The organism is Vibrio sp. N418 (genome assembly GCF_000222565.1).
Taxonomy (GTDB): Bacteria; Pseudomonadota; Gammaproteobacteria; order Enterobacterales; family Vibrionaceae; genus Vibrio; species Vibrio scophthalmi.
Window position 1 is genome coordinate 1 of sequence record NZ_AFWD01000102.1, and the last position, 23,308, is coordinate 23,308.

General features: G+C 45.5%; 22 protein-coding genes and 6 tRNA genes. 12 read left to right on the forward strand and 16 right to left on the reverse strand.

Going from position 1 to position 23,308, the window contains the following annotated elements; genetic code table 11:
• Positions 1-2: 2 nt before the first annotated feature.
• The 11 genes from RH86_RS19820 to lolB all read right to left on the reverse strand — a co-directional run bounded on the left by RH86_RS19820 (position 3) and on the right by lolB (position 5,358).
• Positions 3-87, reverse strand: a tRNA-Leu gene (locus tag RH86_RS19820).
• Between the two features lie 27 nt (positions 88-114).
• Positions 115-199: transfer RNA gene (locus tag RH86_RS19825), tRNA-Leu, on the reverse strand.
• A 52-nt stretch (positions 200-251) separates the two neighbouring features.
• Positions 252-328: transfer RNA gene (locus tag RH86_RS19830), tRNA-Met, on the reverse strand.
• A 79-nt stretch (positions 329-407) separates the two neighbouring features.
• A tRNA-Gln gene (locus tag RH86_RS19835) sits at positions 408-482 on the reverse strand.
• A gap of 33 nt (positions 483-515) precedes the next feature.
• Positions 516-600: transfer RNA gene (locus RH86_RS19840), tRNA-Leu, on the reverse strand.
• 46 nt (positions 601-646) lie between these two features.
• Positions 647-723: transfer RNA gene (locus tag RH86_RS19845), tRNA-Met, on the reverse strand.
• Positions 724-1,005: 282 nt separating this feature from the next.
• Positions 1,006-2,097: a redox-regulated ATPase YchF gene (gene ychF / locus RH86_RS19850; protein ID WP_005595062.1), complete on the reverse strand. Its 1,092-nt coding sequence runs from the start codon at positions 2,095-2,097 to the stop codon at positions 1,006-1,008.
• A 10-nt stretch (positions 2,098-2,107) separates the two neighbouring features.
• Positions 2,108-2,698, reverse strand: coding sequence for an aminoacyl-tRNA hydrolase (pth, locus tag RH86_RS19855; RefSeq protein ID WP_005595060.1), 591 nt, complete (start codon positions 2,696-2,698; stop codon positions 2,108-2,110).
• Positions 2,699-2,894: 196 nt separating this feature from the next.
• A complete protein-coding gene (locus tag RH86_RS19860) occupies positions 2,895-3,839 on the reverse strand; it encodes a ribose-phosphate pyrophosphokinase (RefSeq protein ID WP_005595057.1) in 945 nt (314 codons plus the stop codon).
• A gap of 29 nt (positions 3,840-3,868) precedes the next feature.
• Positions 3,869-4,741, reverse strand: coding sequence for a 4-(cytidine 5'-diphospho)-2-C-methyl-D-erythritol kinase (gene ispE / locus RH86_RS19865; protein ID WP_009388271.1), 873 nt, complete (start codon positions 4,739-4,741; stop codon positions 3,869-3,871).
• Positions 4,741-5,358 carry a lipoprotein insertase outer membrane protein LolB gene (lolB, locus tag RH86_RS19870; protein WP_009388273.1) on the reverse strand — a complete coding sequence of 206 codons (618 nt, stop codon included), beginning with the start codon at positions 5,356-5,358 and terminating at the stop codon, positions 4,741-4,743. The genes ispE and lolB overlap by 1 nt, the downstream gene beginning before the upstream one ends.
• Before the next feature lie 287 nt (positions 5,359-5,645).
• Here lolB and hemA point away from each other — a divergent pair, with 287 nt between their 5' ends.
• From hemA to ybaK, 8 genes are all read left to right on the forward strand, one after another.
• Positions 5,646-6,905, forward strand: coding sequence for a glutamyl-tRNA reductase (hemA, locus tag RH86_RS19875; RefSeq protein WP_009388275.1), 1,260 nt, complete (start codon positions 5,646-5,648; stop codon positions 6,903-6,905).
• Between the two features lie 23 nt (positions 6,906-6,928).
• Complete coding sequence (prfA, locus tag RH86_RS19880) at positions 6,929-8,017, forward strand: peptide chain release factor 1 (RefSeq protein ID WP_009388277.1); 1,089 nt, start codon at positions 6,929-6,931, stop codon at positions 8,015-8,017.
• Positions 8,018-8,021: 4 nt separating this feature from the next.
• Positions 8,022-8,876: a peptide chain release factor N(5)-glutamine methyltransferase gene (prmC, locus tag RH86_RS19885; protein WP_009388279.1), complete on the forward strand. Its 855-nt coding sequence runs from the start codon at positions 8,022-8,024 to the stop codon at positions 8,874-8,876.
• A 16-nt stretch (positions 8,877-8,892) separates the two neighbouring features.
• The gene (locus RH86_RS19890) at positions 8,893-9,264 is read left to right on the forward strand and encodes a SirB2 family protein (RefSeq protein ID WP_009388281.1); all 372 of its coding nucleotides are present in this window, start codon (positions 8,893-8,895) and stop codon (positions 9,262-9,264) included.
• A 12-nt stretch (positions 9,265-9,276) separates the two neighbouring features.
• Positions 9,277-10,086 carry a SirB1 family protein gene (locus tag RH86_RS19895; protein ID WP_005595044.1) on the forward strand — a complete coding sequence of 270 codons (810 nt, stop codon included), beginning with the start codon at positions 9,277-9,279 and terminating at the stop codon, positions 10,084-10,086.
• A gap of 47 nt (positions 10,087-10,133) precedes the next feature.
• Entirely contained in the window at positions 10,134-10,985 is an 852-nt protein-coding gene (gene kdsA / locus RH86_RS19900; RefSeq protein WP_005595043.1) for a 3-deoxy-8-phosphooctulonate synthase, read from the forward strand.
• A gap of 398 nt (positions 10,986-11,383) precedes the next feature.
• On the forward strand, positions 11,384-13,045 hold the full coding sequence (gene ushA, locus RH86_RS19905) for a bifunctional UDP-sugar hydrolase/5'-nucleotidase UshA (RefSeq protein ID WP_009388284.1): 1,662 nt from the start codon (positions 11,384-11,386) through the stop codon (positions 13,043-13,045).
• 229 nt (positions 13,046-13,274) lie between these two features.
• Positions 13,275-13,748 carry a Cys-tRNA(Pro) deacylase gene (gene ybaK / locus RH86_RS19910; protein WP_005595040.1) on the forward strand — a complete coding sequence of 158 codons (474 nt, stop codon included), beginning with the start codon at positions 13,275-13,277 and terminating at the stop codon, positions 13,746-13,748.
• 175 nt (positions 13,749-13,923) lie between these two features.
• Here the strand turns inward: ybaK and RH86_RS19915 are convergent, their stop codons facing one another.
• On the reverse strand, positions 13,924-15,162 hold the full coding sequence (locus RH86_RS19915) for a uracil-xanthine permease family protein (protein WP_009388289.1): 1,239 nt from the start codon (positions 15,160-15,162) through the stop codon (positions 13,924-13,926).
• A 349-nt stretch (positions 15,163-15,511) separates the two neighbouring features.
• Between RH86_RS19915 and RH86_RS19920 the strand changes: the two genes are divergently transcribed.
• Positions 15,512-16,780, forward strand: a complete 1,269-nt coding sequence (locus RH86_RS19920; protein ID WP_009388291.1) for a DUF2066 domain-containing protein — start codon at positions 15,512-15,514, stop codon at positions 16,778-16,780.
• A 40-nt stretch (positions 16,781-16,820) separates the two neighbouring features.
• Here the strand turns inward: RH86_RS19920 and RH86_RS19925 are convergent, their stop codons facing one another.
• Genes RH86_RS19925 through RH86_RS19940 form a run of 4 tightly spaced genes read right to left on the reverse strand, consistent with a single transcriptional unit; the run spans position 16,821 to position 19,663 of the window.
• On the reverse strand, positions 16,821-17,279 hold the full coding sequence (locus RH86_RS19925; RefSeq protein ID WP_009388293.1) for a DUF2069 domain-containing protein: 459 nt from the start codon (positions 17,277-17,279) through the stop codon (positions 16,821-16,823).
• A 2-nt stretch (positions 17,280-17,281) separates the two neighbouring features.
• Positions 17,282-17,851 (reverse strand): NAD(P)H:quinone oxidoreductase, encoded by a 570-nt coding sequence (gene wrbA / locus RH86_RS19930; protein WP_009388299.1) that lies wholly within the window; start codon positions 17,849-17,851, stop codon positions 17,282-17,284.
• Positions 17,848-18,192 carry an arsenate reductase (glutaredoxin) gene (arsC, locus tag RH86_RS19935; protein WP_005595032.1) on the reverse strand — a complete coding sequence of 115 codons (345 nt, stop codon included), beginning with the start codon at positions 18,190-18,192 and terminating at the stop codon, positions 17,848-17,850. The genes wrbA and arsC overlap by 4 nt, the downstream gene beginning before the upstream one ends.
• A 13-nt stretch (positions 18,193-18,205) precedes the next feature.
• Positions 18,206-19,663, reverse strand: a complete 1,458-nt coding sequence (locus RH86_RS19940; RefSeq protein WP_009388301.1) for a tetratricopeptide repeat protein — start codon at positions 19,661-19,663, stop codon at positions 18,206-18,208.
• 249 nt (positions 19,664-19,912) lie between these two features.
• Between RH86_RS19940 and RH86_RS19945 the strand changes: the two genes are divergently transcribed.
• The 3 genes from RH86_RS19945 (at position 19,913) to RH86_RS19955 (ending at position 23,266) form a co-directional block, all read left to right on the forward strand.
• Positions 19,913-20,134, forward strand: a complete 222-nt coding sequence (locus RH86_RS19945; protein ID WP_009388303.1) for a sulfurtransferase TusA family protein — start codon at positions 19,913-19,915, stop codon at positions 20,132-20,134.
• A 1-nt stretch (position 20,135) separates the two neighbouring features.
• On the forward strand, positions 20,136-21,200 hold the full coding sequence (locus RH86_RS19950) for an AI-2E family transporter (RefSeq protein WP_009388305.1): 1,065 nt from the start codon (positions 20,136-20,138) through the stop codon (positions 21,198-21,200).
• A 194-nt stretch (positions 21,201-21,394) separates the two neighbouring features.
• The gene (locus RH86_RS19955; RefSeq protein WP_009388307.1) at positions 21,395-23,266 is read left to right on the forward strand and encodes a methyl-accepting chemotaxis protein; all 1,872 of its coding nucleotides are present in this window, start codon (positions 21,395-21,397) and stop codon (positions 23,264-23,266) included.
• The last annotated feature ends 42 nt before the right edge of the window (positions 23,267-23,308 follow it).

The window sequence follows — 23,308 nt, forward strand, 5'->3', positions numbered from 1 at the left end:
CATGGTGCGGTCGGAGAGACTTGAACTCTCACACCTTGCGGCGCCAGAACCTAAATCTGGTGCGTCTACCAATTCCGCCACGACCGCGTGATTCGTTTGTAGATTATGTCAAGATGGTGCGGTCGGAGAGACTTGAACTCTCACACCTTGCGGCGCCAGAACCTAAATCTGGTGCGTCTACCAATTCCGCCACGACCGCATCTTGAGTCTACATAACTGATAGTTGATTGGTTAAACTAACAGTTTGAATATGGTGGCTACTACGGGATTTGAACCTGTGACCCCATCATTATGAGTGATGTGCTCTAACCAGCTGAGCTAAGTAGCCTTGTTTTCGAGCGAAACAATATAAACTATTCTCTCTCTCGGTGACAACCCTTTTTATCAAAAGGTTTCCACTTAAATAGTGGCAGGTCTACCTGGATTCGAACCAGGGAATGCCGGCATCAAAAGCCGGTGCCTTACCGCTTGGCGATAGACCTACAGCAATAACTTCTACGAAGTTATTTAAACAATGGTGCGGTCGGAGAGACTTGAACTCTCACACCTTACGGCGCCAGAACCTAAATCTGGTGCGTCTACCAATTCCGCCACGACCGCATCTATTCCTGATTGCTTTAAACTTAAAGTCGAAAACAATTAGGAATGGTGGCTACTACGGGATTTGAACCTGTGACCCCATCATTATGAGTGATGTGCTCTAACCAGCTGAGCTAAGTAGCCATTACCATGTTTTCCGCTCCTTTCGATTCGTTGCTGTCTCGTTGGGAACGGGGCGCATTATGCGTATCTGAGCGAGAACCGTCAACAGTTTTTTCGAAGAAATTTGGATAAATGAATCGTTCGGTTCCTTTTTAAACAAAGAGGCGCGTTAATGATCTAAAACTGGTAAAAAATTGACGGCAGCTATTGAAATTAAAAGGCGGCTTTGATCGGGATATAAAAAAAGCCAGCAATCGTGCTGGCTTTTAAAGTCAATAACTTGGGCAAAAAACGCGCAAATGATTAAACGTTAAAACGGAAGTGAACCACATCGCCATCTTTTACGATGTATTCTTTACCTTCAAGACGCCATTTACCTGCGTCTTTTGCGCCGCTTTCACCGTTGAATTGAATAAAGTCGTCGTAACCAACGACTTCAGCACGGATAAAGCCTTTTTCGAAGTCAGTGTGGATCTTACCCGCTGCTTTTGGTGCTGTTGCGCCAACAGGGATAGTCCATGCACGAACTTCTTTTACGCCAGCGGTGAAGTAAGTGTGTAGTTCAAGCAGTTCGTAACCTGCGCGGATAACGCGGTTTAGACCTGGTTCTTCAATACCCATGTCAGCAAGGAACTCTTCACGCTCCTCGTCTTCTAGTTCAGCCATTTCTGACTCAATCGCCGCACAAACAGCAACAACAACGTTGTTCTCTTTAGCTGCGTATTCGCATACAGCGTCTAGGTAAGGGTTGTTTTCGAAACCATCTTCATTCACGTTAGCAATGTACATGGTTGGCTTTAGCGTTAGGAAGTTTAGGTAATCAACCGCCAACAACTCTTCTTTAGAAAGCTCAACAGTACGTGCCATACCACCTTCAGTTAATACTGGTAGCAGTTTTTCTAGTACAGTGATTTCGAACTTAGCGTCTTTGTCGCCGCCTTTTGCTTTCTTCGCGTTACGCTGAATCGCGCGTTCACAAGAATCAAGGTCAGCTAGAGCAAGTTCAAGGTTGATCACTTCGATATCTTCGATCGGAGAGACTTTACCTGCAACGTGGATAATGTTTTCGTTTTCAAAACAACGAACAACGTGGCCAATCGCATCCGTTTCACGGATGTTTGCTAGGAATTTGTTTCCTAGGCCTTCACCTTTTGATGCACCCGCAACTAGGCCTGCGATGTCTACGAATTCCATTGTCGTCGGCAGTACGCGCTGTGGGTTCACAATTTTAGATAACGCATCAAGACGTAGATCTGGTACTGGTACCACACCTGTGTTTGGCTCGATTGTACAGAACGGGAAGTTTGCTGCTTCGATACCCGCTTTCGTTAGTGCATTGAACAGAGTTGATTTACCAACGTTTGGTAGACCAACGATGCCGCATTTAAAACCCATGATTGTAACCTTATTCAGCTTTGAACGTGTGTAAGCGATTTTGTGCTTTGCTTAGGCCATCTTTCAATAAGATGTCGAGGCAACGAACAGACTCGTCTGCTGCTGCATCAAGGAGCTCTTGCTCTTTAGCGGGAGCTTTACCTAACACATAACCTGCCACTTTATCTTTGTGTCCAGGATGGCCAATGCCGATCCGTAGACGATAAAAATCTTTATTGTTGGCTAATTTGCTGATGGTATCACGCAGGCCATTATGACCACCGTGACCACCGCCTTTTTTAAATTTAGCCACACCAGGAGGTAAGTCTAGCTCGTCGTGAGCGACCATGATCTCTTCTGGTTTAATTTGGTAGAACTTCGCTAGTGGCGCAATGGCTTTACCAGACAAGTTCATAAAAGTGGTGGGGATCAAAAGACGAAGATCTTCACCATTTACCATGATGCGTCCAGTTAGACCAAAGAACTTTGGCTCATTCTTTAGCGTGACGTTATGAACGCGAGCTAACTCTTCCACTACCCAAGCGCCCGCATTATGGCGAGTCTTAGCGTATTCAGGGCCAGGGTTAGCCAGTCCGACAAGAAGTTTGATCTGTTGAGTCAAGGTTGGGATCTCTCTGGAATATCAAAAAGCGCAGTATGATAGCACACAAATCCCAACTGGGGCGAGGTGTCAATACGTTGCGCAAAAAGTGGCTGACTATCCCAAAAGTTGAATCAACGTTATTGGCTTTGGGAATAGCCATAAAAAAACACCCCTTAAAGGGGTGTTTTCAAATTCGTATTAATCTTAAAAAAGATTAGTTAAACATTGCAGAGATTGACTCTTCGTTGCTAATACGACGAATCGCTTCAGCAAGCATGCGAGAAAGGCTTAGAGTGGTTACTTTGCCTGTTGCTTCCATCTCTTTAGACAGTGTGATTGAGTCAGTGACGATCACTTGGTCTAGAACAGAGTTCTTGATGTTTTCAGCGGCGTTGCCAGAGAAAACAGCGTGAGTTGCGTAAGCGAATACACGCTTAGCACCGCGCTCTTTCAAAGCTTCTGCTGCTTTACATAGCGTACCACCAGTGTCGATCATGTCATCAACGATCACACAGTCGCGACCTTCAACATCACCGATTAGGTTCATTACTTCTGATACGTTTGCACGTGGACGACGCTTATCAACGATAGCGATATCGATATCGCCAAGTGCTTTAGCCGTTGCGCGAGCACGTACCACACCGCCTAGGTCTGGAGATACCACAACTGGGTTATCTAGACCACGAGTTTGCATATCTTCAAGCAATACCGGTGTACCGAAGATGTTATCTACAGGTACATCGAAGAAGCCTTGGATTTGCTCAGCGTGTAGGTCGATCGTAAGAACGCGGTCAACACCAACGTTAGAAAGGAAGTCAGCCACAACTTTTGCAGTGATAGGCACACGTGAAGAACGTACACGACGGTCTTGGCGAGCGTAACCAAAGTAAGGGATAACTGCTGTAATACGGCCAGCAGAAGCGCGGCGCATCGCATCAATCATAACGACAAGTTCCATTAAGTTGTCGTTGGTTGGTGCACAGGTAGATTGGATGATGAATACATCACTACCACGTACGTTTTCGTTGATTTGAACAGCGACTTCGCCATCAGAAAAACGAGAAACAGTAGCGTCACCAAGAGAGATGTATAGACGATCAGCAATGCGTTGGGCTAGTACAGGTGTAGCGTTACCAGCAAATAGCTTCATATCAGGCACGGTGGAAACCTCGGGGTTGCGTCCAGTATTTAAATAAATAGATTGTGGGCTAAACGGTAGTTAGCCAGTGTCTGGTAGAGTGGCGAAACGTTATTCCCTTTCGCTACAAAGGCCGAGACAGTGTCAGGGAGCTGCTCGAGTACCTGTTGTGCATCGTTTTCGTGAATAAATTCGGCAAAAACACACGATCCCGTACCGGTCAATCTTGACGGCGCGTATTGTAGCAGCCATGAAAGTTGCTTATCAACCTCTGGGTACAGCATTCTCACAATTTTTTCGCAATCGTTTTCGTAAATGTTCTCTAGCAGCTCAGATAATGGCCGTTTTTCGGTGTCTCGCGTCAGATCGGGGTGGGTGAAAATATCCACGGTGGCGATACTCACATCGGGTCTAACCACTAAGTAGTATTTCTCTTCGGGTTCGACAGCAATAATTTCTTCACCAACACCTTCAGCAAAGGCCGCGTGCCCGCGAACAAATACCGGCACATCAGCACCAAGTTTTAGGCCGATCTCTGCCAGTTGGTCGTCAGTGCAGCTGGTTTGCCAGAGGTGATTAAGCGCAACCAATACGGTAGCCGCGTTGGATGAACCACCGCCAATGCCGCCCCCCATCGGTAGTATTTTTTGTAACTGAATGTCAGCACCATATTGGCAGCCGGTAAATTGCTGCAAAGCGGTTGCAGCGCGCCAAATTAAATTGTCGTGCAGTGCAACACCTGGAATGTCTGGTGACAGAGTGATTTCGCCACTTTTATTGGCGGTAATCGTAAGTTCGTCACCGTGGTCGAGAAACTGAAACAAGGTTTGCAGTTCATGGTAACCGTTGGCACGACGACCCGTGATGTAGAGAAACAGATTTAATTTTGCTGGTGAAGGCCAGTGCGTGGTGTCACTAATCATTACTTCAATGTCCACTTAGAAATCACTAAATTAATCGTGATGTCGTTTTGCTTGAGTTTAAGTTTATGCGGAACAGGCAGCGTTGAGCCTAAAAATGAAACATCTTGATAGCTGACATATTCGAGCTGCCATGTTTGCCCTTGGATTGTTTTAGTTAAAGACGCCAGAGTTTGCGTGTCATTAACCGTGTAATGATCGGCATTGGTGGGTTTACCTAATAGCCAATCATTGAGTTGTTCGACTGGAATGGTCAATCCAGTCAGACGTGTGATCAAACGATCGGCGCTGACATCGGTTAAATTTTGGTCGTCATAGGTTTCGACAGTGGCATAGCCTGGATGGCTTTGCATATTCAATACTGTTTGACCAAGGAAAGTGCTCAAACGTAATTGATTGCTCTTGCTATTGTGTTGCCATTGAAAATTTAACGACTCTCTTTGTTCTGGTGAAATATAACCAAGCTTACCCACCGCTTGGTAATCACTGACTAATTCAAGTCTTTGTTGATGAGCCTGCCACTCGACACTGGTGTGGCTATCTTTAATGGAACTACAGCCAGCAAGAGTCGCTAGCAGCGCGATGACAGCGAGTAATCGCGAAGATAATCGGTGAAACATCAGTACATTTATCCTAAATGAGCGATATAAGGATGATTACTATAGCATTGTTCTTATGATGAACTCTTGCTTCCTTTGCGTTCGCGCAAAATGAAAAAAGACAATGCAGCAGTGATCAATAAATTGGCTGTTTTAAACAGGCTGTAATCCGGTTTTTTTTGGCTCAAAGAGAGGTTTTAGGTAGCAAGCTGGAAAAACAAATTCGCGATCCCCTTTTATTCAAGGGGGGCATCAAGTAAAATTCCGTCCTTGTTCGATCATAACTTGATTCAGAGAACCCACAGTACATGTCTTTGCTTGCTATCGGTATAAATCATAATACGGCTTCTGTAGAACTGCGCGAAAAAGTCGCTTTCGGGCCGGAAAAGTTACCGCAAGCACTACAGCAACTGACTGAAAATCAGCTTGTTAACGGTAGCGTTATTGTATCAACTTGTAACCGTACTGAGGTTTACTGTGATGTAAAACCTTCGGCGAGAAACAAGGTGATTGACTGGATTTCACAGTTCCACCAAGTGATTCCTGAAGAGCTAAAACCCAGCCTTTATATTCATGAAGAGCAGGCCGCGATTCGTCATTTGATGCGTGTTGCGTGCGGATTAGACTCTCTCGTGCTGGGGGAACCGCAGATTTTAGGTCAAGTCAAACAAGCCTTTTCTGACTCGCGTGAACATAAAGCGGTTAATGCGGCGATGGAAAAATGGTTCCAAAAAACCTTTTCAGTGGCAAAACGCGTGCGTACCGAGACAGATATTGGCGGCAGCGCGGTTTCAGTTGCGTATGCGGCGTGTACGCTTGCTAAGCATATTTTTGAATCGTTACAGCAATCGACCGTTCTTTTGGTCGGCGCTGGTGAAACGATTGAGTTAGTAGCGAAGCATCTAGCTGGCAATGGTTGCACCAAAATTATTGTTGCGAACCGTACCCGTGAACGCGCATTGACCCTAGCGGAAGAGTTTGGCGCGGAAGTGATCAGTTTACCTGAGATTCCTGAGCATCTTGCGCGCGCAGATATTGTTATTAGTTCGACCGCAAGCCCATTGCCGATTATTGGTAAAGGGATGGTGGAAAGCGCCTTGAAAGCGCGTCGTAATCAACCAATGTTGTTTGTTGATATTGCGGTGCCGCGTGATATCGAGTCCCAAGTGGGCGAACTCGATGATGCCTATTTATATACTGTTGATGACTTGCAATCGATTGTCGATAGCAACATGGAACAACGTAAAGTTGAAGCCATTCAAGCGGAAGCGATCGTCAGTGAAGAGAGTGCCGCGTTTATGACTTGGTTACGTTCTTTGCAAGGCGTTGACAGCATTCGAGATTATCGCACTAGTGCTAATGACATTCGTCAAGAGTTATTGGCGCGTAGTATTCATGCCCTGCAGGCCGGTGGCGATCCGGAAAGCGTGTTGATTGAGCTTAGCAATAAGTTAACCAACCGCTTGATTCATACACCGACTCGCGCACTACAAAGCGCTGCAGAGCAAGGTGAGCCAGCACGGCTTGCCATTATTAGACAAAGTTTGGGTCTTGATGACCCGCTATAACTAGAACCCCGAGTTAATAAAATATGAAAGCCTCAATTCTGACTAAGCTAGAAACGCTAGTAGAACGTTACGAAGAAGTACAACACCTGCTAGGCGATCCTGGTGTGATCGGTGATCAGAACAAATTCCGTGCATTGTCTAAAGAGTATTCGCAACTTGAAGAAGTGACGAAGTGCTTCCAAGCTTATCAGCAAGCTCAAGAAGATCTTGAAGCGGCAGAAGAGATGGCGAAAGAAGATGACGCAGAAATGCGTGAAATGGCTCAGGAAGAAATCAAAGACGCAAAAGAAAGCATTGAGCGTTTAAATGATGAGCTGCAAATTTTGCTGCTACCAAAAGATCCAAACGACGATCGTAACTGTTTCCTAGAAATTCGTGCGGGCGCAGGTGGTGATGAAGCGGGTATCTTTGCTGGTAACCTTTTCCGTATGTACTCGAAGTTCGCTGAGAAAAAAGGCTGGCGCGTTGAAGTGATGAGCAGCAACGAATCAGAGCAGGGCGGTTACAAAGAGATGATCGCAAAAGTAAGCGGTGATGGTGCTTACGGCGTACTGAAATTTGAATCAGGCGGTCACCGTGTACAACGTGTTCCTGAAACTGAATCTCAAGGTCGTGTGCATACGTCAGCGTGTACGGTTGCAGTAATGGCTGAAATCCCAGAAGCGGATTTACCAGAAATCAAAGCAGCTGACCTGAAAATTGATACTTTCCGTGCCTCAGGCGCAGGAGGTCAGCACGTCAACACCACGGATTCAGCAATCCGTATTACCCACTTACCAACAGGTACTGTGGTTGAGTGTCAGGACGAGCGTTCACAGCACAAGAACAAAGCGAAAGCGATGCAGGTTCTTGCTGCTCGTATCGTACAAGCTGAACAAGCACGTCGCGCGGCAGAAGTGTCAGATACACGTCGTAACCTACTTGGTTCTGGTGATCGTAGTGACCGTATTCGTACTTACAACTACCCACAAGGTCGTGTTTCTGATCACCGTATCAACTTGACCATCTACCGTCTAAACGAAGTGATGGAAGGCGATCTCGCAAGCTTGATCGACCCTGTAATCCAAGAGCACCAAGCGGATCAGCTTGCCGCTCTTGCTGAGAACCACTAATTCAATGACGGCACCAAACAGTGTTGAAAACACACTAAAAAGCGCCGTACAGCAACTTCAAGAGAGCGGCAGCGAATCGCCGTCTCTTGATGCCGCGGTATTGCTCTGCCATGCGCTGGAGAAACCGCGCTCATTCTTGATGACTTGGCCTGAAAAAGAGTTGAGTCAGCAAGAGCTTGCCCCATTTGAAGCCTTGTTGGCACGCCGTTTAACTGGCGAACCCGTCGCTTACATTGTCGGTGAGCGTGAGTTTTGGTCGCTACCATTGCAAGTCTCACCAACCACTTTAATCCCTCGTCCTGATACAGAACGTCTTGTTGAGCTTGCTTTAGATAAAGCGGTGGATACCGACGGTGATATCTTAGATTTGGGCACGGGCACTGGTGCGATTGCTTTAGCTCTGGCTTCAGAGTTGCCTCAACGTAACGTGGTTGGTATTGATCTTATGGTCGAAGCCCAACAACTGGCCACCCGCAATGGTCAGCGCTTGGCGATCAACAATGCGACTTTTTTGGCTGGCAGCTGGTTTGAGCCGCTTAAAGTTGGTACGCAGTTTGCTGTAATTGTGTCTAATCCACCTTACATAGAAGAAAACGACCCGCATTTAACTCAAGGTGATGTGCGTTTTGAACCGCTTAGTGCACTGGTGGCGAGTGATAATGGTTTGGCTGATATTCGTCATATTATTCAAGCTGCGCGTGACTATTTATGTGATCAAGGATGGTTATTGTTTGAACATGGATTCGAGCAAGGTAAAGCAGTAAGAGCAATTTTTGCAGAGTACGGCTATCAACAAGTCGAAACTCATCAAGATTATGGTCATAACGATAGGGTAACACTGGGTCGTTTTGTAAAATAAGGATAGAGAGCATCTCATGTACGAAGGTTTGAAGCATTTTCATCTATTAACGATTGCCCTAAGTGCCACACTGTTGTCGGTACGTTTTGCACTATTAATGGCAAACTCCCCACTGCGTGAGAAGAAATTTCTTAAAGTCTTCCCTCACATCGTCGACTCAGCTCTGCTGATTTCTGGGGTTGCGCTGATTGTTGGGTTTATTCCATGGTCAGCTGCGCCATGGTTACCATCTAAACTGACTTGCGTATTAGCCTATATCGCACTGGGTTTCTTTGCTCTGAAGTTGGCGAAAAACAACTGGCTACGCGTATTTGCTTTCTTTGGCGCACTAGGCTGGTTATTGATGGCGGGCAAAGTGGCGATCACCAAAACGCCATTGTTGTTCTAAATGAGTACCGACATGCAACCTTTGTTTGATGAAGACTTTGATGCTCTTGAGCTGATTGAAGGTGCTTTAGTACTGAATCACGCGATCAATCCAGACACACAAGTTGATTGGGTCAATGTAGAACTGCAACGTTTAGTCGCTGAGGCGGAGCTTGCCTTAGTGCATGAAAGCAATGAGCAGCAACGATTTGAAGCGTTCTTGCGTCTATTTTACTTTGATTGGGGCTTTCAAGGCGATGTTGAAGCCTACTTCGATTCGGCTAACGCGTTTGTCGATAAAGTATTAGAACGTCGCAAAGGCATACCAGTCAGCTTGGGCGCCGTGATGTTGTATATCGGCAAAAGACTTGGTTTTCCTATCGATGGCATTACCTTCCCAACTCAATTTTTGCTGACTCTACAGTGGCCGGGGCAAAAGCCGCTCTACGTTAATCCTTTTAATGGTGAGTATGTCTCGGAGCATACGTTGCGAGCATGGTTAGTTGGCCACCGCGGGCCATTTGCTCAATTAGAGTCTAAACACCTTGAGATTGCCGATCATCCCACGGTCATTGGTCGCTGGTTAGCGTTAATCAAAAGTGCATTACTGCGTGAAGAGCAATATTCGTTAGCGCTGCACTGTACTGACTTGGCGCTGAGCTTTGTGCCAGACGATCCTTATGAAATTCGCGATCGCGGCTTTATCTATCAGCAGCTAGACTGTCATAAAATGGCCTTGACGGATTATCAATACTTTATTGATCAGTGCCCTGATGATCCCGCGGCGGATTTGTTGAAAAATCAAGTTCGCGCGATGAGTCAAACTCAAGTTACCTTACACTAAGTCCAGCAATTAATGCTGGCGTAAAACGTTGAAATAGAGAGATAAAAATGGAACAGAAAATCGTTCGCGTTGGTGATATTCCTGTTGCTAACGACAAACCGTTTACTTTGTTTGCTGGTATGAATGTTCTAGAGTCTCGCGATCTTGCGATGCAGATTTGTGAACACTACGTAAAAGTGACCGAGAAGTTAGGTATTCCTTACGTATTTAAAGCGTCTTTTGATAAAGCAAACCGTAGCTCTGTTCATTCATACCGTGGCCCTGGCCTAGAAGAAGGTATGAAGATCTTCCAAGAGCTTAAAGATACTTTCGGCGTGAAAATCATCACTGACGTTCACACAGAAGCACAGGCACAACCTGTAGCTGACGTCGTTGACGTGATTCAGTTACCAGCATTCCTTGCACGTCAAACTGACTTGGTTGAAGCCATGGCGAAAACGGGTGCGGTAATCAACGTTAAGAAACCTCAATTTATGAGCCCAAATCAAGTGGGTAACATCGTTGATAAATTTGCAGAATGCGGTAACAACAATGTGATTCTTTGTGAGCGTGGTTCATGCATGGGTTACGACAACCTAGTGGTTGATATGCTTGGTTTTGGTGTAATGAAAAAAGCATCTAACGGCAGCCCAATTATCTTTGACGTAACGCACTCGCTACAGATGCGTGATCCATCTGGTGCTGCTTCTGGTGGTCGTCGTGAGCAAACGGTTGAACTAGCGAAAGCTGGCTTGGCAACGGGTATTGCGGGTCTGTTTATTGAAGCGCATCCAAACCCAGATCAAGCGCGTTGTGATGGCCCATCTGCGTTGCCACTCGACAAACTTGAACCGTTCCTAAAACAGATGAAAGATCTGGATGATTTGATTAAGAGCTTTGCTCATATCGATATCAAGTAACGCGATTCGTTTTCGATATTAAGGCTGCCATTGGCAGCCTTTTTTATGCCTTTCTGAGAGGGAAATATTGTCTCTGAACAGTCTAATGTAGGGTAATCATGTTGGTACTATGAAGCGGCGCATGGTTTGTATTTTCTAAGATTGGCGATTAGTTAATCGTTTGCTTGTGATCTTTTATTCAATCACATGTAAGCCTGTTTGCCTGTTGCACTTTTTATACGAAATAATAGTGATCGCTATGGCATAAATATGAAATCAAGATGTTCACTTTGAATGGTTAATTTAAACTAAGTCAAGTTTTGCTACTGATAATCCTAAAGCATGCAGTGATAAACACTAAGCATCACATCTTAAGTAGCAAATTGGCAGTGGGTTCTAATAAGTTCAAAGGTATGACAATGAAGCAACGCCTGATTGTAAAAACAGCACTAAGTGCAGCGATCCTTGCAACGCTAGCTGGCTGTGCAACAGCTCCTCAACAAGAGTGGGAAGCGGACAAAACGTATAAATTAACCGTTCTTCACACTAACGATAACCATGGTCGTTTCTGGGAAAACAAATATGGTGAGTACGGTATGGCCGCTCGTAAAACGTTGATTGATCAGCTACGTGCGGAAGTTCAAGCTGACGGCGGTAGCGTTTTGCTACTGTCTGGCGGCGACATCAACACAGGTGTTCCAGAGTCTGATCTGCAAGATGCAGAACCTGACTTTAAGGGTATGAACAAAATTGGTTACGATGCGATGGCATTAGGTAACCACGAGTTTGATAACCCACTAGAAGTCCTTTTCAAACAGGAAGAGTGGGCGAATTTCCCAATGCTTTCTGCCAACATCTACGACAAAAAGACTGGCGAACGTATGTTCCAGGCTTACCAAATGTTCAACAAGCAAGGTATCAAAATTGCGGTAATCGGTTTAACGACTGAAGATACGCAAAAAATTGGTAACCCAGAATACATTGGTGGTCTTGAATTCCGTGACCCGAAAGCAGAAGCGAAAAAACTGATTGCTGAACTTGAGCAAACAGAAAAACCGGATCTTATCTTTGCTGTGACACATATGGGCCACTATGAAGATGGCAACCGTGGTATCAATGCGCCGGGTGATGTGGCGTTGGCTCGCTACCTAGACGAAGGCTCGCTAGATATGATTGTGGGTGGTCACTCACAAGAGCCTGTGTGTATGGAAGCGCCAAATGTAATGAAGAAAAACTTTCAGCCATCAGATGAGTGTAAGCCTGATGTGCAAAATGGTACTTACATTGTTCAAGCTCACGAATGGGGCAAATACGTTGGCCGTGCGGACTATGAGTTCCGTAATGGTGAATTGAACATGGTGAGCTACGATTTGATCCCAGTAAACTTGAAGAAAAAAATCAAGGTTGATGGTGAAAGCAAGCGTGTCTTCATTGAAGATGAAATTGCAAAAGATGAAGCGCTATTAGAATTCTTACGTCCTTTCCAAGAAGAAGGTCAAGATAAGCTAAACGTTAAAATTGCTGAAACCAACGGTAAGCTAGAAGGCGACCGTAATGTAGTACGTTTTGAGCAAACTAACCTAGGCCGTTTGATTGCCGCTTCTCACATGGAACGCGCACAAGCAGACTTCGCGGTAATGAACTCTGGTGGTGTACGTGACTCTATTGCTGCTGGTAACGTAACGTACAAAGATGTACTGACTGTTCAGCCATTTGGCAACATCGTGACTTACATCGATATGTCAGGCAAAGAAGTACTAGATTACTTGAACGTAGTTGGTACTAAGCCAGTGGATTCAGGCGCATACGTACAATTCTACGGTGTATCAATGACTGTGGCTGATGGCAAAGTATCAGACGTGAAGCTAGGTGGCGAAGCGGTAGAACTTGAAAAAACGTACCGTTTTACAGTGCCAAGCTACAACGCAGCGGGTGGCGACGGTTACCCTAAAGTGTCTGATCACCCAGGTTACGTAAACACAGGCTTTGTAGATGCTGAAGTTCTAAAAGAATTCCTAGAAGCAAACAGCCCTGTTGATGTAAACAAATTCGCGCCTAAAGGCGAGATCGTTTACAAGTAATCGCTTTGCGGTGAAAGGCTATTGACTGTCTAGCACAGATCGATTTAACTAAAACGGCGCTCATTGAGCGTCGTTTTTTATTGCCAACTTAAGACAAAAACGATGGTTACCATAAAACGTAACGTCTACCATCAACTTATAATTAAACGCCACTTATCACTATAAGTTATTGCCAAGCATACTCTATGCGTTTAGCAGTGGTTTATCCTGATCAGTGTTAGGAATCATTATGACACCTGCAATCAATGCGGCAAAAAAGAAGAAAGTGCCACACACTATTCATCAATACGAGCATGACCCGCGCGCCGAAAGTTTTGGCCTAGAAGCTGTTGAAGCGCTGGGAAACGATCCAAAAGAAGTGTTTAAAACCTTACTCTTTTGTCTCAATGGTGAAGCAAAAAATTTAGCTGTGGCCGTGATCCCGGTAGATCAGAAACTTAATTTAAAATTGGCAGCGAAAGCGGCCAAAGGGAAAAAGGCCGAAATGGCTAACCCAGATATCGCCCAAAAGACTACCGGTTATGTGGTTGGTGGTATTAGTCCTCTGGGGCAAAAGAAAGCCTTGCCGACATTTATTCATCACAGCGCATTGGATCTTGATACTCTGTTTGTCAGTGCTGGTCGCCGTGGGCTAGAAATCGAATTAGCTCCCAAGGATCTTGCTATGCTGACTCGTGGAGAATTTGTCGAGTTGTGTCTGTAAGCGATGAGAATCGAGAAGCGCGAAGAAAAAAGTCAAAAGCAACAAGTGAGAATTAAGAGCTGAGATTTGAGAATCAAGAGATTCTTACGCAATAAAAAGGGGTGACGATTATCGTCACCCCTTTTTCTATTTTGAGCGAAGCGTTTTCGCATCTATATTTTCGATTTCTCGATTCTTACTTCTCGATCTGTGCGTTATCAACTACGTGGTTTTCACCCAGATCTTTAGGCAGTACTAGGTTTAGTGCGATTGCGACGATACCACATAGGCTGATGCCTTGTAGGCTGAAGTCGCCAATGCCGAATGCCATGCCACCGATACCGAAAACGAGAGTGATGGCAACGATCACTAGGTTGCGTGACTTGTGTAGGTCAACGTTGTTCTTGATCAGCGTGTTTAGGCCTACGGTTGCGATTGAACCGAACAGCAGAATCATGATGCCGCCCATGACTGGCATTGGGATGGTTTGTAATACCGCACCCAATTTACCGACAAGCGATAAAGTAATCGCTGTGATAGCCGTCCAAGTCATAATCACAGGATTGAATGACTTAGTTAGCATTACCGCACCAGTGACTTCTGAATAAGTGGTGTTTGGTGGCGCGCCAACCATTGATGCGGCGATTGTTGCTAGACCGTCACCCGTGATGGTGCGGTGTAGTCCTGGTTTTTTCAGGTAATCTTTACCGGTTACATTGGAGATAGCCAGCATGTCACCTACGTGTTCAACGGCTGGTGCAATCGCCACAGGGATCATAAATAGAATCGCGTTGATGTTGAATTCAGGCATTACAAATGCAGGAAGTGCGAACCATGCCGCTTGATGCACTGGAGTAAAGTCGACGATACCGTAGAACAAACTTAGCGCATAACCCACCACAATACCGCCTAAGATTGGCATCAGTTTTAAGAAGCCACGGCTAAAGACGCTGATGGCAATCGTTGTGAGAAGTGAAGCTGCCGATACGATTAGAGCGATATCAGCATCGATAATTTGTGCGCCATCGCCACCACGGCCTAGTGCCATATTGACGGCGTTTGGTGCCAGACCAAGACCAATCACCATGATTACAGGGCCTACCACAACAGGAGGAAGCAATTTATGCACAATGCCCACGCCACGAATTTTAATCAGTGCACCCAATGCGACATACACTAGGCCTGCCACCATTAAGCCACCCATGGTTGCAGGAATACCCCAAGCTTGGACACCATATAAAATTGGAGCGATAAAAGCGAAAGATGAAGCGAGGAAGATAGGAACAGAACGACGGGTAACAACTTGGAAAATTAGGGTACCAATACCAGCACCGAAGAGAGCAACACTAGGATCTAATCCCGTCAGCAACGGAACCAGAACGAGGGCACCAAATGCAACAAATAGCATTTGAGCGCCTTGAATAGCATTTTTCATTTTTTATTCCTTTAGGTGGCGATGAATCCAAATTTCATCCTATTTCGGCAGCAAAATAAGCGAATTGAGGACGCAAAATAAAATTCGCAGGATTCTATCACCATGGCAAACGATTTCAATCTGAACTAGATCAAATGTTTATACATTAACCATTAAATTAAGTAGTTAATTTATCAATAGTATGTATTGACCCTCAAAATGAAGTTACATAGTTCTCTTTACTGTGATTGGAATGTGAGAGGGGTCTTGGCTGTAAATAGACCGCAATTTGACAGTATGTTAGTTGCTCCGGTTTAGGAAGTTGCTTATCATCGACGTTTGAGCTGCTGTAACTGATTCTAGGAAAATTATGCGTCGTTTAGTTTTATTCGCATTGGGATTGATTGGCTTTCCCGCAATGGCATTAACCAATGTCGATTTATATCATACTGAAGTCGTGCTGGATCAGAGTGTTGAAAAACCAGACTCACAAGCCCGTATTGAAGGTATGAAAGAGATTGTGGTACGTGCTTCGGGTGACCAAGCGGCAATCAACAATCCAATCATCCAAAAAGCACTACGACAAAATGCGCAGTACTTGGCACAAATCAGCCAAGGCCAAGAGGCTGGTCAACCAACAATGAAGATGTTGTTTAGTGCTCCTCATATTAATGCGCTTCTTAGCCAAGCTCAGTTGCCGATTTGGCCAGCACAACGTGCCAACGTTTTAGTGTGGTTGGTAGAAGAAACTCAATCTGAACGTAGTATTGCATGGGAACACTCCGATTCGACATTGCTGGCACAAATGAAGCAAGAAGCGCAAAGTCGCGGTTTGCCACTGACGGTACCCGTCGGTGATTTTGATGATGTTACCGGTATTACTATTTCAGATTTATGGGGTGGCTTTGCTCAACCGGTTGGTAAATCAAGCCAACGTTATCCTGCAGATGCCGTACTGGTGGTTCGCGCGCAGGGAGATAACCTACGCTGGACACTGTATGATCAAGCCCCACAAAGCATCGGTGTTACTCGTCAAGCGCCACTGAGTGGCAGCAACAACGGTGCTGATGCTGCAGATAGTATGATTAACCAGATTAGTGACTACTACGCTAAGCAAAGCGGTGTCGTGGTGGCAAGTGAATCATCTGAGTCAGTGAAAGTGCGTTTTACTTCATTGGATAATGCGATCGATTTCTTTGTACTTGAGCGAAAATTGCAACAGCTAAGCTCTGTCGCATCGTTAGATATTCTTAAAATTCAGGGTAAAGAAGTGACCTTCTTGGCGCACTTACTGACATCACCCCAAGAATTTGAGCAAGAAGTATCACGTATGCGTGAAGCGATTCCTTTACCGGCTATCGTTGAACCCGCAATTGTTGAACCAGAAATTGTTGAAACAACGACCGTCGCACCTGAGGTGGCAGTTGTGCCAGGCACAGATGCGCAAAGTGACCTTTCAGTTGCACTACCTTCAGTAGAGCAAGTGTTACCCGCCGTGATTGAGCAAATGCCAGCAGCAGCACAAGAGCCGATCTTGATGTTTGAGTGGCAAGGTGGTCAATATGTTGCTCCGGTGTCGATTGAAGAGAGCACTCCTCAAGCGGAAACACCGTTAGAAACCGATGTTGATAACGTTTAATAAAAAAGGCTTCGCATTGCGAAGCCTTTTTTATGCAGAGCTATTCAAATTTTGATCTTTCTTGTTTTTCGACTTCCGACAAACGTTTTAGCTTTAACCCTAACTCTTTTCCTCGGCTACGCGCGTAAAGGATGTTGCCGATAAACGCCGCGCTGGTCAGAATCAGTTCAACCAGTGCTAGCCAGCGCTCACCACCATCAAGGTACAATAACGTCAGCGCGTGAAGAAAGTAGAGCATCAAAACAAAATTAGCCCACGCATGGGTATAAGGCCTGCCAGCTAAAATTCCCGGCAGAGGCAGTAGTAACGGGATGCACCAAGCAATCGCCAGTGTGGTGCTATTGATGTGTGGATGCGGGGAAAGAAATATCTGCCAGATTGCCACCCACGCCAATAACCCGAGATTGGCAGATAAAGCCAATAGGCGAAAAGCTTTAGTGCTAGGTTGCATGTCCTTTAGCAAATTATCGGTTTGTGCTTCAGTTTGAGCATCAGACATCATCACTCCTTGATTAATTTTAATGCGGTGTGTGCTAACCGTTTTCCAAGTTGCTGTGCTAATTCCACTTCTTCTTTAGTTAGCCCTGAATCATGGCCGGCATGGCTGGCTCCATAAGGCGTGCCGCCACTCTGAGTAGTATGCAATTGCGGCTCAGAGTAGGGAATCCCCATCACTAACATGCCATGATGAAACAGCGGTAATTTCATACTTTGTAGTGTGGTTTCTTGGCCTCCGTGCAAACTAGAGGAGGAGGTGAAAACACAAGCTGGCTTATCAATCAGATCACCGCTAATCCATAGCGATGTGCTTTGATCCCAGAAGTGCTTCAATGGCGCAGCCATATTACCAAACCAAACGGGGCTACCCATAGCTAAGCCATCACAGTGTTTGAGCTCTTCGAGCGTAATCGCTGGATCGCTGCCAGTAGGTTTTTGTGAGGAGATTTCTTCTACAGTTCGCATGATGGCTTCGCAATGAGGAACCGACTCGATTCCTCTTGCGATCTGTCGTGCTAATGCTTGTGTTGCACCATGGCGACTGTAATAAAGCACGATCAGGCGACAACTCATAAGATGGCTAATACCTGCTCTGGTGGACGACCATGCTTGGCTTTACCATTGGCAACGACAATTGGACGTTCGATCAGTTTAGGATTTTCCGCCATTGCGGTAAACAGTTGCTCATCGCTGGCATCTGCAAGGCTAAGCTGTTTGTAGAGTTCTTCTTTGGTGCGCATCATCGCTCGTACTTCGCTGAGCTCTAATTGCGCATACAGGGTTTTCAGCGCTTCAATACTGAGTGGCGTCTCTAAGTATTTAATCACTTCCGGTTGCACGCCGTTTTGCTCCAACAATTCCAAGGTTTGACGACTTTTTGAGCAACGAGGGTTGTGGTAAATGACGACTGACATAAATTTCTCCGATTTATTGTAATGCCATGAAACGGTCACGCTGAATCATTAACTGATCGATGCGGGCGTCGTATCTGGCTTGTTTTAAGCTGCCAAGTTCAGCCAGTTGACTGGCTTGAGTGTAATATTGAATCGCTTTATTCCAGTTGGCTTTGAGGGCCAAAATTTCAGCACGAGCTGCAAGTTCTTCGTCGCTTTGCCCTAGTTTGGTGTAAGCATCAGAGAGTAGGTGCCAACCATTGATATCGTTCGGATTATCATGGCTATAACGTTGCAATACACGCACCGCTTGCTCTGTTTTCTCTTGGGCTAATAGGGTATTGGCGTAGTTAATCATTAGTACAGGGTTGCTTGGTGCTGCTTCTAGTGCTTTGCTCAACATATCAACGGCTTTTTGAGGTTGATCGAGTCCAATATATAGATCCGCTAAAGCATCAAGGTAAAAATGGTTATTTTTGTCTTGTTTATACAGCGCTTCAAGGATCGGCTGTGCTTGATCAAATTTACGCTCATCTAGCAATACTAACGCACGACCATATTGAAAAGTGGCTTTAATCGCCGGTGAAGATTTTTTCTCGGTACGGTTAAACCAATCGAGGGCTGATTCCGGTTTAATATTGGCGTAACGCGCGACAATCCGCGCTTTGGCTAGGTGGTAATCAAATGATTCTGGCACGCGGACATGAGGGTAGTTCTGTGCACGTAAACGAGTATCGGTAACACGATCTTGTGGCAGCGGGTGCGTGAGTAGCATTGGTGGTGGTGTGCTTGCGTATCGATATTCATCGGCAAGGCGACCAAAAAATGTTGGCATCGCACTGACATCAAAGCCGGCTTTAGAGAGCGTGGCAATACCAAATCGGTCGGCTTCTTTTTCATTGCTACGTGTATAGTTAATTTGCCCCTGCATGTTACCGGCAGTCGCGGCAGTCAGTGCGGCAATCCCAGCTTCTGGTGCTGCAATGGCCAATAACAGCGAGCCAGCCAATGCCGCAATGGTTGCCGGTGTACGACGGGCTTGATCTTCCATACTGCGAGCAAGGTGGCGTTGGGTCACGTGCGCAATTTCGTGCGCCATCACCGAGGCAAGTTCACTTTCGTTTTGCGCGTGTAAAAATAAGCCGGAGTGGATTGCGACATATCCGCCAAAGAAAGCAAAAGCGTTAATATTGCGATCGCGAATCATAAAGAAGGTGAATGGCGTTTTGACATCATCAGCATTGGCGACGAGTCGATGGCCAAGCGAGTCGATATATTCATTGAGAACAGGATCATTAATGATGGGAGCTCGATTACGCAGCATGCGCATGTAAGCATCACCATATTGATTTTCCTGATCGATGGTCAAAGTGCCGCTCGCTGCGGTACCGATATCGGGCAGATTAAGGCTGTTAGCCATCACAGGCGCTGACGGTAGAGAAAGTGTGACAGCCAAACTCAAAGCGAGCAATGAACGCGTACGTTTAAACATATTAGACAGGTAATATTCCCTTTAAATGATAGGCACTTCACGGCAAGTAAGCGCCCAAAAATCACATCGACTATGTTATAGACACTTTATTGTTGTGAGGGTTTCAAAGCAAATAAAGTTATCTGATATTTCCGCTTTATCACGCGCAGTGACAAGATTTTGTCAGCTAAGGGCGTCTCGGCGAGCAATTTCATACGGTTAAGTATACAATGACAGCAATATTAGTGATTATTTTTACGGGGAACGACGTTGACGAATTTGGATTTACGCGCTCAACGCTGCCCTTTAGCCCTATTACTTGCCAAGCGTCATGTTGTGGCAATGGCCTCTGGTGATGAGTGTGCAATTCTCGTACAAGATCCCAGTTCAAAGTCAGATATTCTCCGCTTTCTTAGCCAGCACGGCTTTCAAGTTGAATGTGTTGAGCTTAATGATTATTTCTCTTTAAACGTGATGAAAGGAACCGAGTAAGATGTTAGAGATGGTGAGTCGTTGGTATAAACGACGCTTTTCCGATCCGCACGCCGTTAGCCTAGTTGCAATCCTGTTCTTTGGTTTTATTACCATTTATTTCTTTGGCAACTTAATTGCACCATTACTGGTGGCGATAGTATTGGCTTACTTACTTGAGTGGCCGGTTGCTCATTTATCTCGTTTCGGTATTCCACGAACGCTGGCGGTTGTGTTAGTGATCGTGTCGTTTTTTGCCTTGGCGATTATTGCTATCTTTGGTTTGGTTCCAACCATTTGGCAGCAAGTGGGCAATCTTATTAACGACATTCCCAATATGTATGCAGGCTTGCAAAAAGTGATCGCTGAGCTGCCAGTGAAATATCCAGAGCTGGCCAACTTTCAGATTGTTGAGTCATTAGTGACCAATGCCAAAAACCAAGTGATTAGCGTGGGCGAAACGGTGGTGAAAGGTTCATTGGCTTCGCTCGTCAGCATAGCGACTTTGGCGGTTTACCTTATTTTAGTGCCGCTATTGGTGTTCTTTTTATTAAAAGACAAAGAAGAGATGATTGCGATGGCGAGTGGCATGTTGCCGCGCAACCGTAAATTGGCGACCAAAGTGTGGGATGAGATGAATGAACAAATCTCAAACTACATTCGCGGCAAGGTAATGGAAATCTTGATTGTCGGCAGCGTCAGTTATGTCACCTTTGCTATTTTAGATTTACGTTATTCGGTTTTATTGGCTGTTGCGGTGGGTTTCTCTGTACTGATCCCTTATATCGGTGCAGCGGCGGTGACAGTTCCTGTGGCGATTGTCGGCCTGTTCCAATGGGGGCTTGCACCAGAGTTTTACTATCTGCTTATTGCTTATGGAATCATCCAAGCATTGGATGGCAATGTGTTAGTGCCGGTACTGTTTTCTGAAGCCGTGAATCTTCACCCTGTCGCGATCATTGTTGCGGTATTGGTCTTTGGTGGTTTATGGGGATTCTGGGGGGTATTTTTTGCGATTCCGTTGGGCACCTTGGTGAAAGCGGTATGGAACGCCTTACCTGGACCTGAAGAGCACGAAGCGGTGTAGGAAAACACTGACAAAATAACAGCACGATGAGATGTAGAGCCAACCTAAATAAGGTTGGCTTTTTGTTATGTAATCAATGTCTTATGTCGCATCGCATTGTTGGTTGTAAGAAAATGTAAAAATAGCATTAAACTCTCTCTTGCTGCTGTCGATATAGCTAGCAATCACGCATTTGTTTTAATAAGAGGTAAGTTATGCGGTTTAGCCAAAAAATAGTGGCGGCATCTTCAGCATTGTTACTGGTTACGGTTGTGTTGTTGTCTGTGCAACAATCAGTTTTAGTCAAAAATGAAGTCGAAACCTTAGTTGATACTAGCTTAACTGAGTTAGAACAAGGAGTGAGCACTGCCGTTAGTGCAGAGATGAACGACAAACGTGCTCTGGCTAAGTCGGTATCAGAAATGATCCAGCTTGACCCAAATAACCGTGACTATGTGTCGGACGTTCTAGAAACATCGGTAGTAAAGCAAAGTTTTATTGCGGTCGGCTTTGGTTATGAAGCGGACGGGTCTTTGGTTGAGAATGACGATGCTTGGGAAGTTGAGTCGAGCTATGAACCGCGCACGCGTCCTTGGTATATCGAGGCGAAAAGCCGCGGTGAAGTTGTCGTTACTAGCCCGTATGTCGACCCAACCACCAAGAAAGTGATCATTTCGATTGGCGCGCCAGTAAAGAGCGCAGGCCAGTTCATTGGTAGTCTGTTCTACGATGTTGAATTAACCGCACTGGCAGACTTGGTAAACCAAACCAACTTATTTAATGCAGGTTACCTATTCATCGTGACACAAGATGGCACCACCATTGCACATCCTGATGCACAAAGAAATGGGGATAAGCTTAGTAGTTACTTGCCTCAAGTCAGTATTAAAGAAGGCGTGCAAAAATTTGAACGTGACGGCAAGCCTTACTTAGTTCGCTTGACTGAAGTGGGCTCAGAAGGTTGGTATGTCGGTGCCTTGGTTGATGAATCCGTCGCTTTCTCTGCGATTGATGATATGCGCAATAGCTCGATGATTTACACCGTCATTGCTTTAGTACTAAGTGTATTAGTGCTATCACTGCTGATCAAAGTCTTAATGCGTCCATTAGTGGTACTTAATAAAGCGATTCAAGATGTGGCCTCTGGTGAAGGGGATTTAACCCAAAGACTGGACACCAATACAGATGAAGAATTTGCTGAATTGGCGAAAGGTTTTAATACTTTCACGGAGAACTTACAGCAGCAAATCATCCAATCTAAAGCGATCAGCGCTGAAATTCTAATGGGTTCAGAGCAATCGGTAGTCGGTGCGCAGCAAGCATCGGTAGCGGTTGCTAGCCAATTGGAAGAGCTTGAGCAACTAGCAACCGCTATGCACGAAATGTCGGTAACGGCAATGGAAGTCGCAAACAATGCCCAAGGCGCATCAGAAGCAGTGAAAGAAGCCGAGCAGGCAACTAGCACGGGTTCACAAGTGGTGAGTGATACGACTAATGCTATCAGTCAATTGTCTTTACGTGTTGATCAAGCCGTTGAAGAGGTTGCGGGCCTAGAATCGGCTACATCGAACATTGAAACCATTTTGAAAGTGATCAACGACATTGCTGATCAAACCAACTTACTGGCACTCAATGCGGCAATTGAAGCGGCGCGAGCTGGGGATTCTGGTCGCGGTTTTGCCGTAGTTGCAGATGAAGTGCGTACCTTGGCACAGCGAACTCAACAATCTACGACAGAAATTCGCAGTATGATTGAGCAATTGCAAGCGGGGGCGAGTTCGGTCTCTAATGCGATGAATGAAAGTAAAACGACAGCAGATATTGCGGTAACGCATGCGCAGCAAGCGGATCAGTCTCTACAAGAAATCCGTAATATCATTCAAAGTATTACTGATATGAATATGCAAATCGCTTCAGCGGCGGAAGAGCAAAGTTTGGTCGCGGAAGAGATCAACAGTAACACGGTTCGCATTAAAGACTTGTCGACGCAGGTTTCTGATGCGGCGATTCAATCAAATCAAGCGATGAGTGAGCAAATCGGTCATGTTCGTCAGCAAGATGAGTTATTGAATAAGTTTGTGGTTTAAAGCATCGGTATAATCGCAAACCACAGCAAATAAAAAAACGCA

What these genes read in the sequence shown, in the direction of transcription:
- ychF (WP_005595062.1), bottom strand. Translation starts at nt 2,097, where the DNA reads ATGGGTTTTAAATGCGGCATCGTTGGTCTACCAAACGTTGGTAAATCA.
- ispE (WP_009388271.1), bottom strand. Translation starts at nt 4,741, where the DNA reads ATGATTAGTGACACCACGCACTGGCCTTCACCAGCAAAATTAAATCTG.
- lolB (WP_009388273.1), bottom strand. Translation starts at nt 5,358, where the DNA reads ATGTTTCACCGATTATCTTCGCGATTACTCGCTGTCATCGCGCTGCTA.
- hemA (WP_009388275.1), top strand. Translation starts at nt 5,646, where the DNA reads ATGTCTTTGCTTGCTATCGGTATAAATCATAATACGGCTTCTGTAGAA.
- prfA (WP_009388277.1), top strand. Translation starts at nt 6,929, where the DNA reads ATGAAAGCCTCAATTCTGACTAAGCTAGAAACGCTAGTAGAACGTTAC.
- prmC (WP_009388279.1), top strand. Translation starts at nt 8,022, where the DNA reads ATGACGGCACCAAACAGTGTTGAAAACACACTAAAAAGCGCCGTACAG.
- RH86_RS19890 (WP_009388281.1), top strand. Translation starts at nt 8,893, where the DNA reads ATGTACGAAGGTTTGAAGCATTTTCATCTATTAACGATTGCCCTAAGT.
- RH86_RS19895 (WP_005595044.1), top strand. Translation starts at nt 9,277, where the DNA reads ATGCAACCTTTGTTTGATGAAGACTTTGATGCTCTTGAGCTGATTGAA.
- kdsA (WP_005595043.1), top strand. Translation starts at nt 10,134, where the DNA reads ATGGAACAGAAAATCGTTCGCGTTGGTGATATTCCTGTTGCTAACGAC.
- ushA (WP_009388284.1), top strand. Translation starts at nt 11,384, where the DNA reads ATGAAGCAACGCCTGATTGTAAAAACAGCACTAAGTGCAGCGATCCTT.
- ybaK (WP_005595040.1), top strand. Translation starts at nt 13,275, where the DNA reads ATGACACCTGCAATCAATGCGGCAAAAAAGAAGAAAGTGCCACACACT.
- RH86_RS19915 (WP_009388289.1), bottom strand. Translation starts at nt 15,162, where the DNA reads ATGAAAAATGCTATTCAAGGCGCTCAAATGCTATTTGTTGCATTTGGT.
- RH86_RS19920 (WP_009388291.1), top strand. Translation starts at nt 15,512, where the DNA reads ATGCGTCGTTTAGTTTTATTCGCATTGGGATTGATTGGCTTTCCCGCA.
- RH86_RS19925 (WP_009388293.1), bottom strand. Translation starts at nt 17,279, where the DNA reads ATGTCTGATGCTCAAACTGAAGCACAAACCGATAATTTGCTAAAGGAC.
- wrbA (WP_009388299.1), bottom strand. Translation starts at nt 17,851, where the DNA reads ATGAGTTGTCGCCTGATCGTGCTTTATTACAGTCGCCATGGTGCAACA.
- arsC (WP_005595032.1), bottom strand. Translation starts at nt 18,192, where the DNA reads ATGTCAGTCGTCATTTACCACAACCCTCGTTGCTCAAAAAGTCGTCAA.
- RH86_RS19940 (WP_009388301.1), bottom strand. Translation starts at nt 19,663, where the DNA reads ATGTTTAAACGTACGCGTTCATTGCTCGCTTTGAGTTTGGCTGTCACA.
- RH86_RS19950 (WP_009388305.1), top strand. Translation starts at nt 20,136, where the DNA reads ATGTTAGAGATGGTGAGTCGTTGGTATAAACGACGCTTTTCCGATCCG.
- RH86_RS19955 (WP_009388307.1), top strand. Translation starts at nt 21,395, where the DNA reads ATGCGGTTTAGCCAAAAAATAGTGGCGGCATCTTCAGCATTGTTACTG.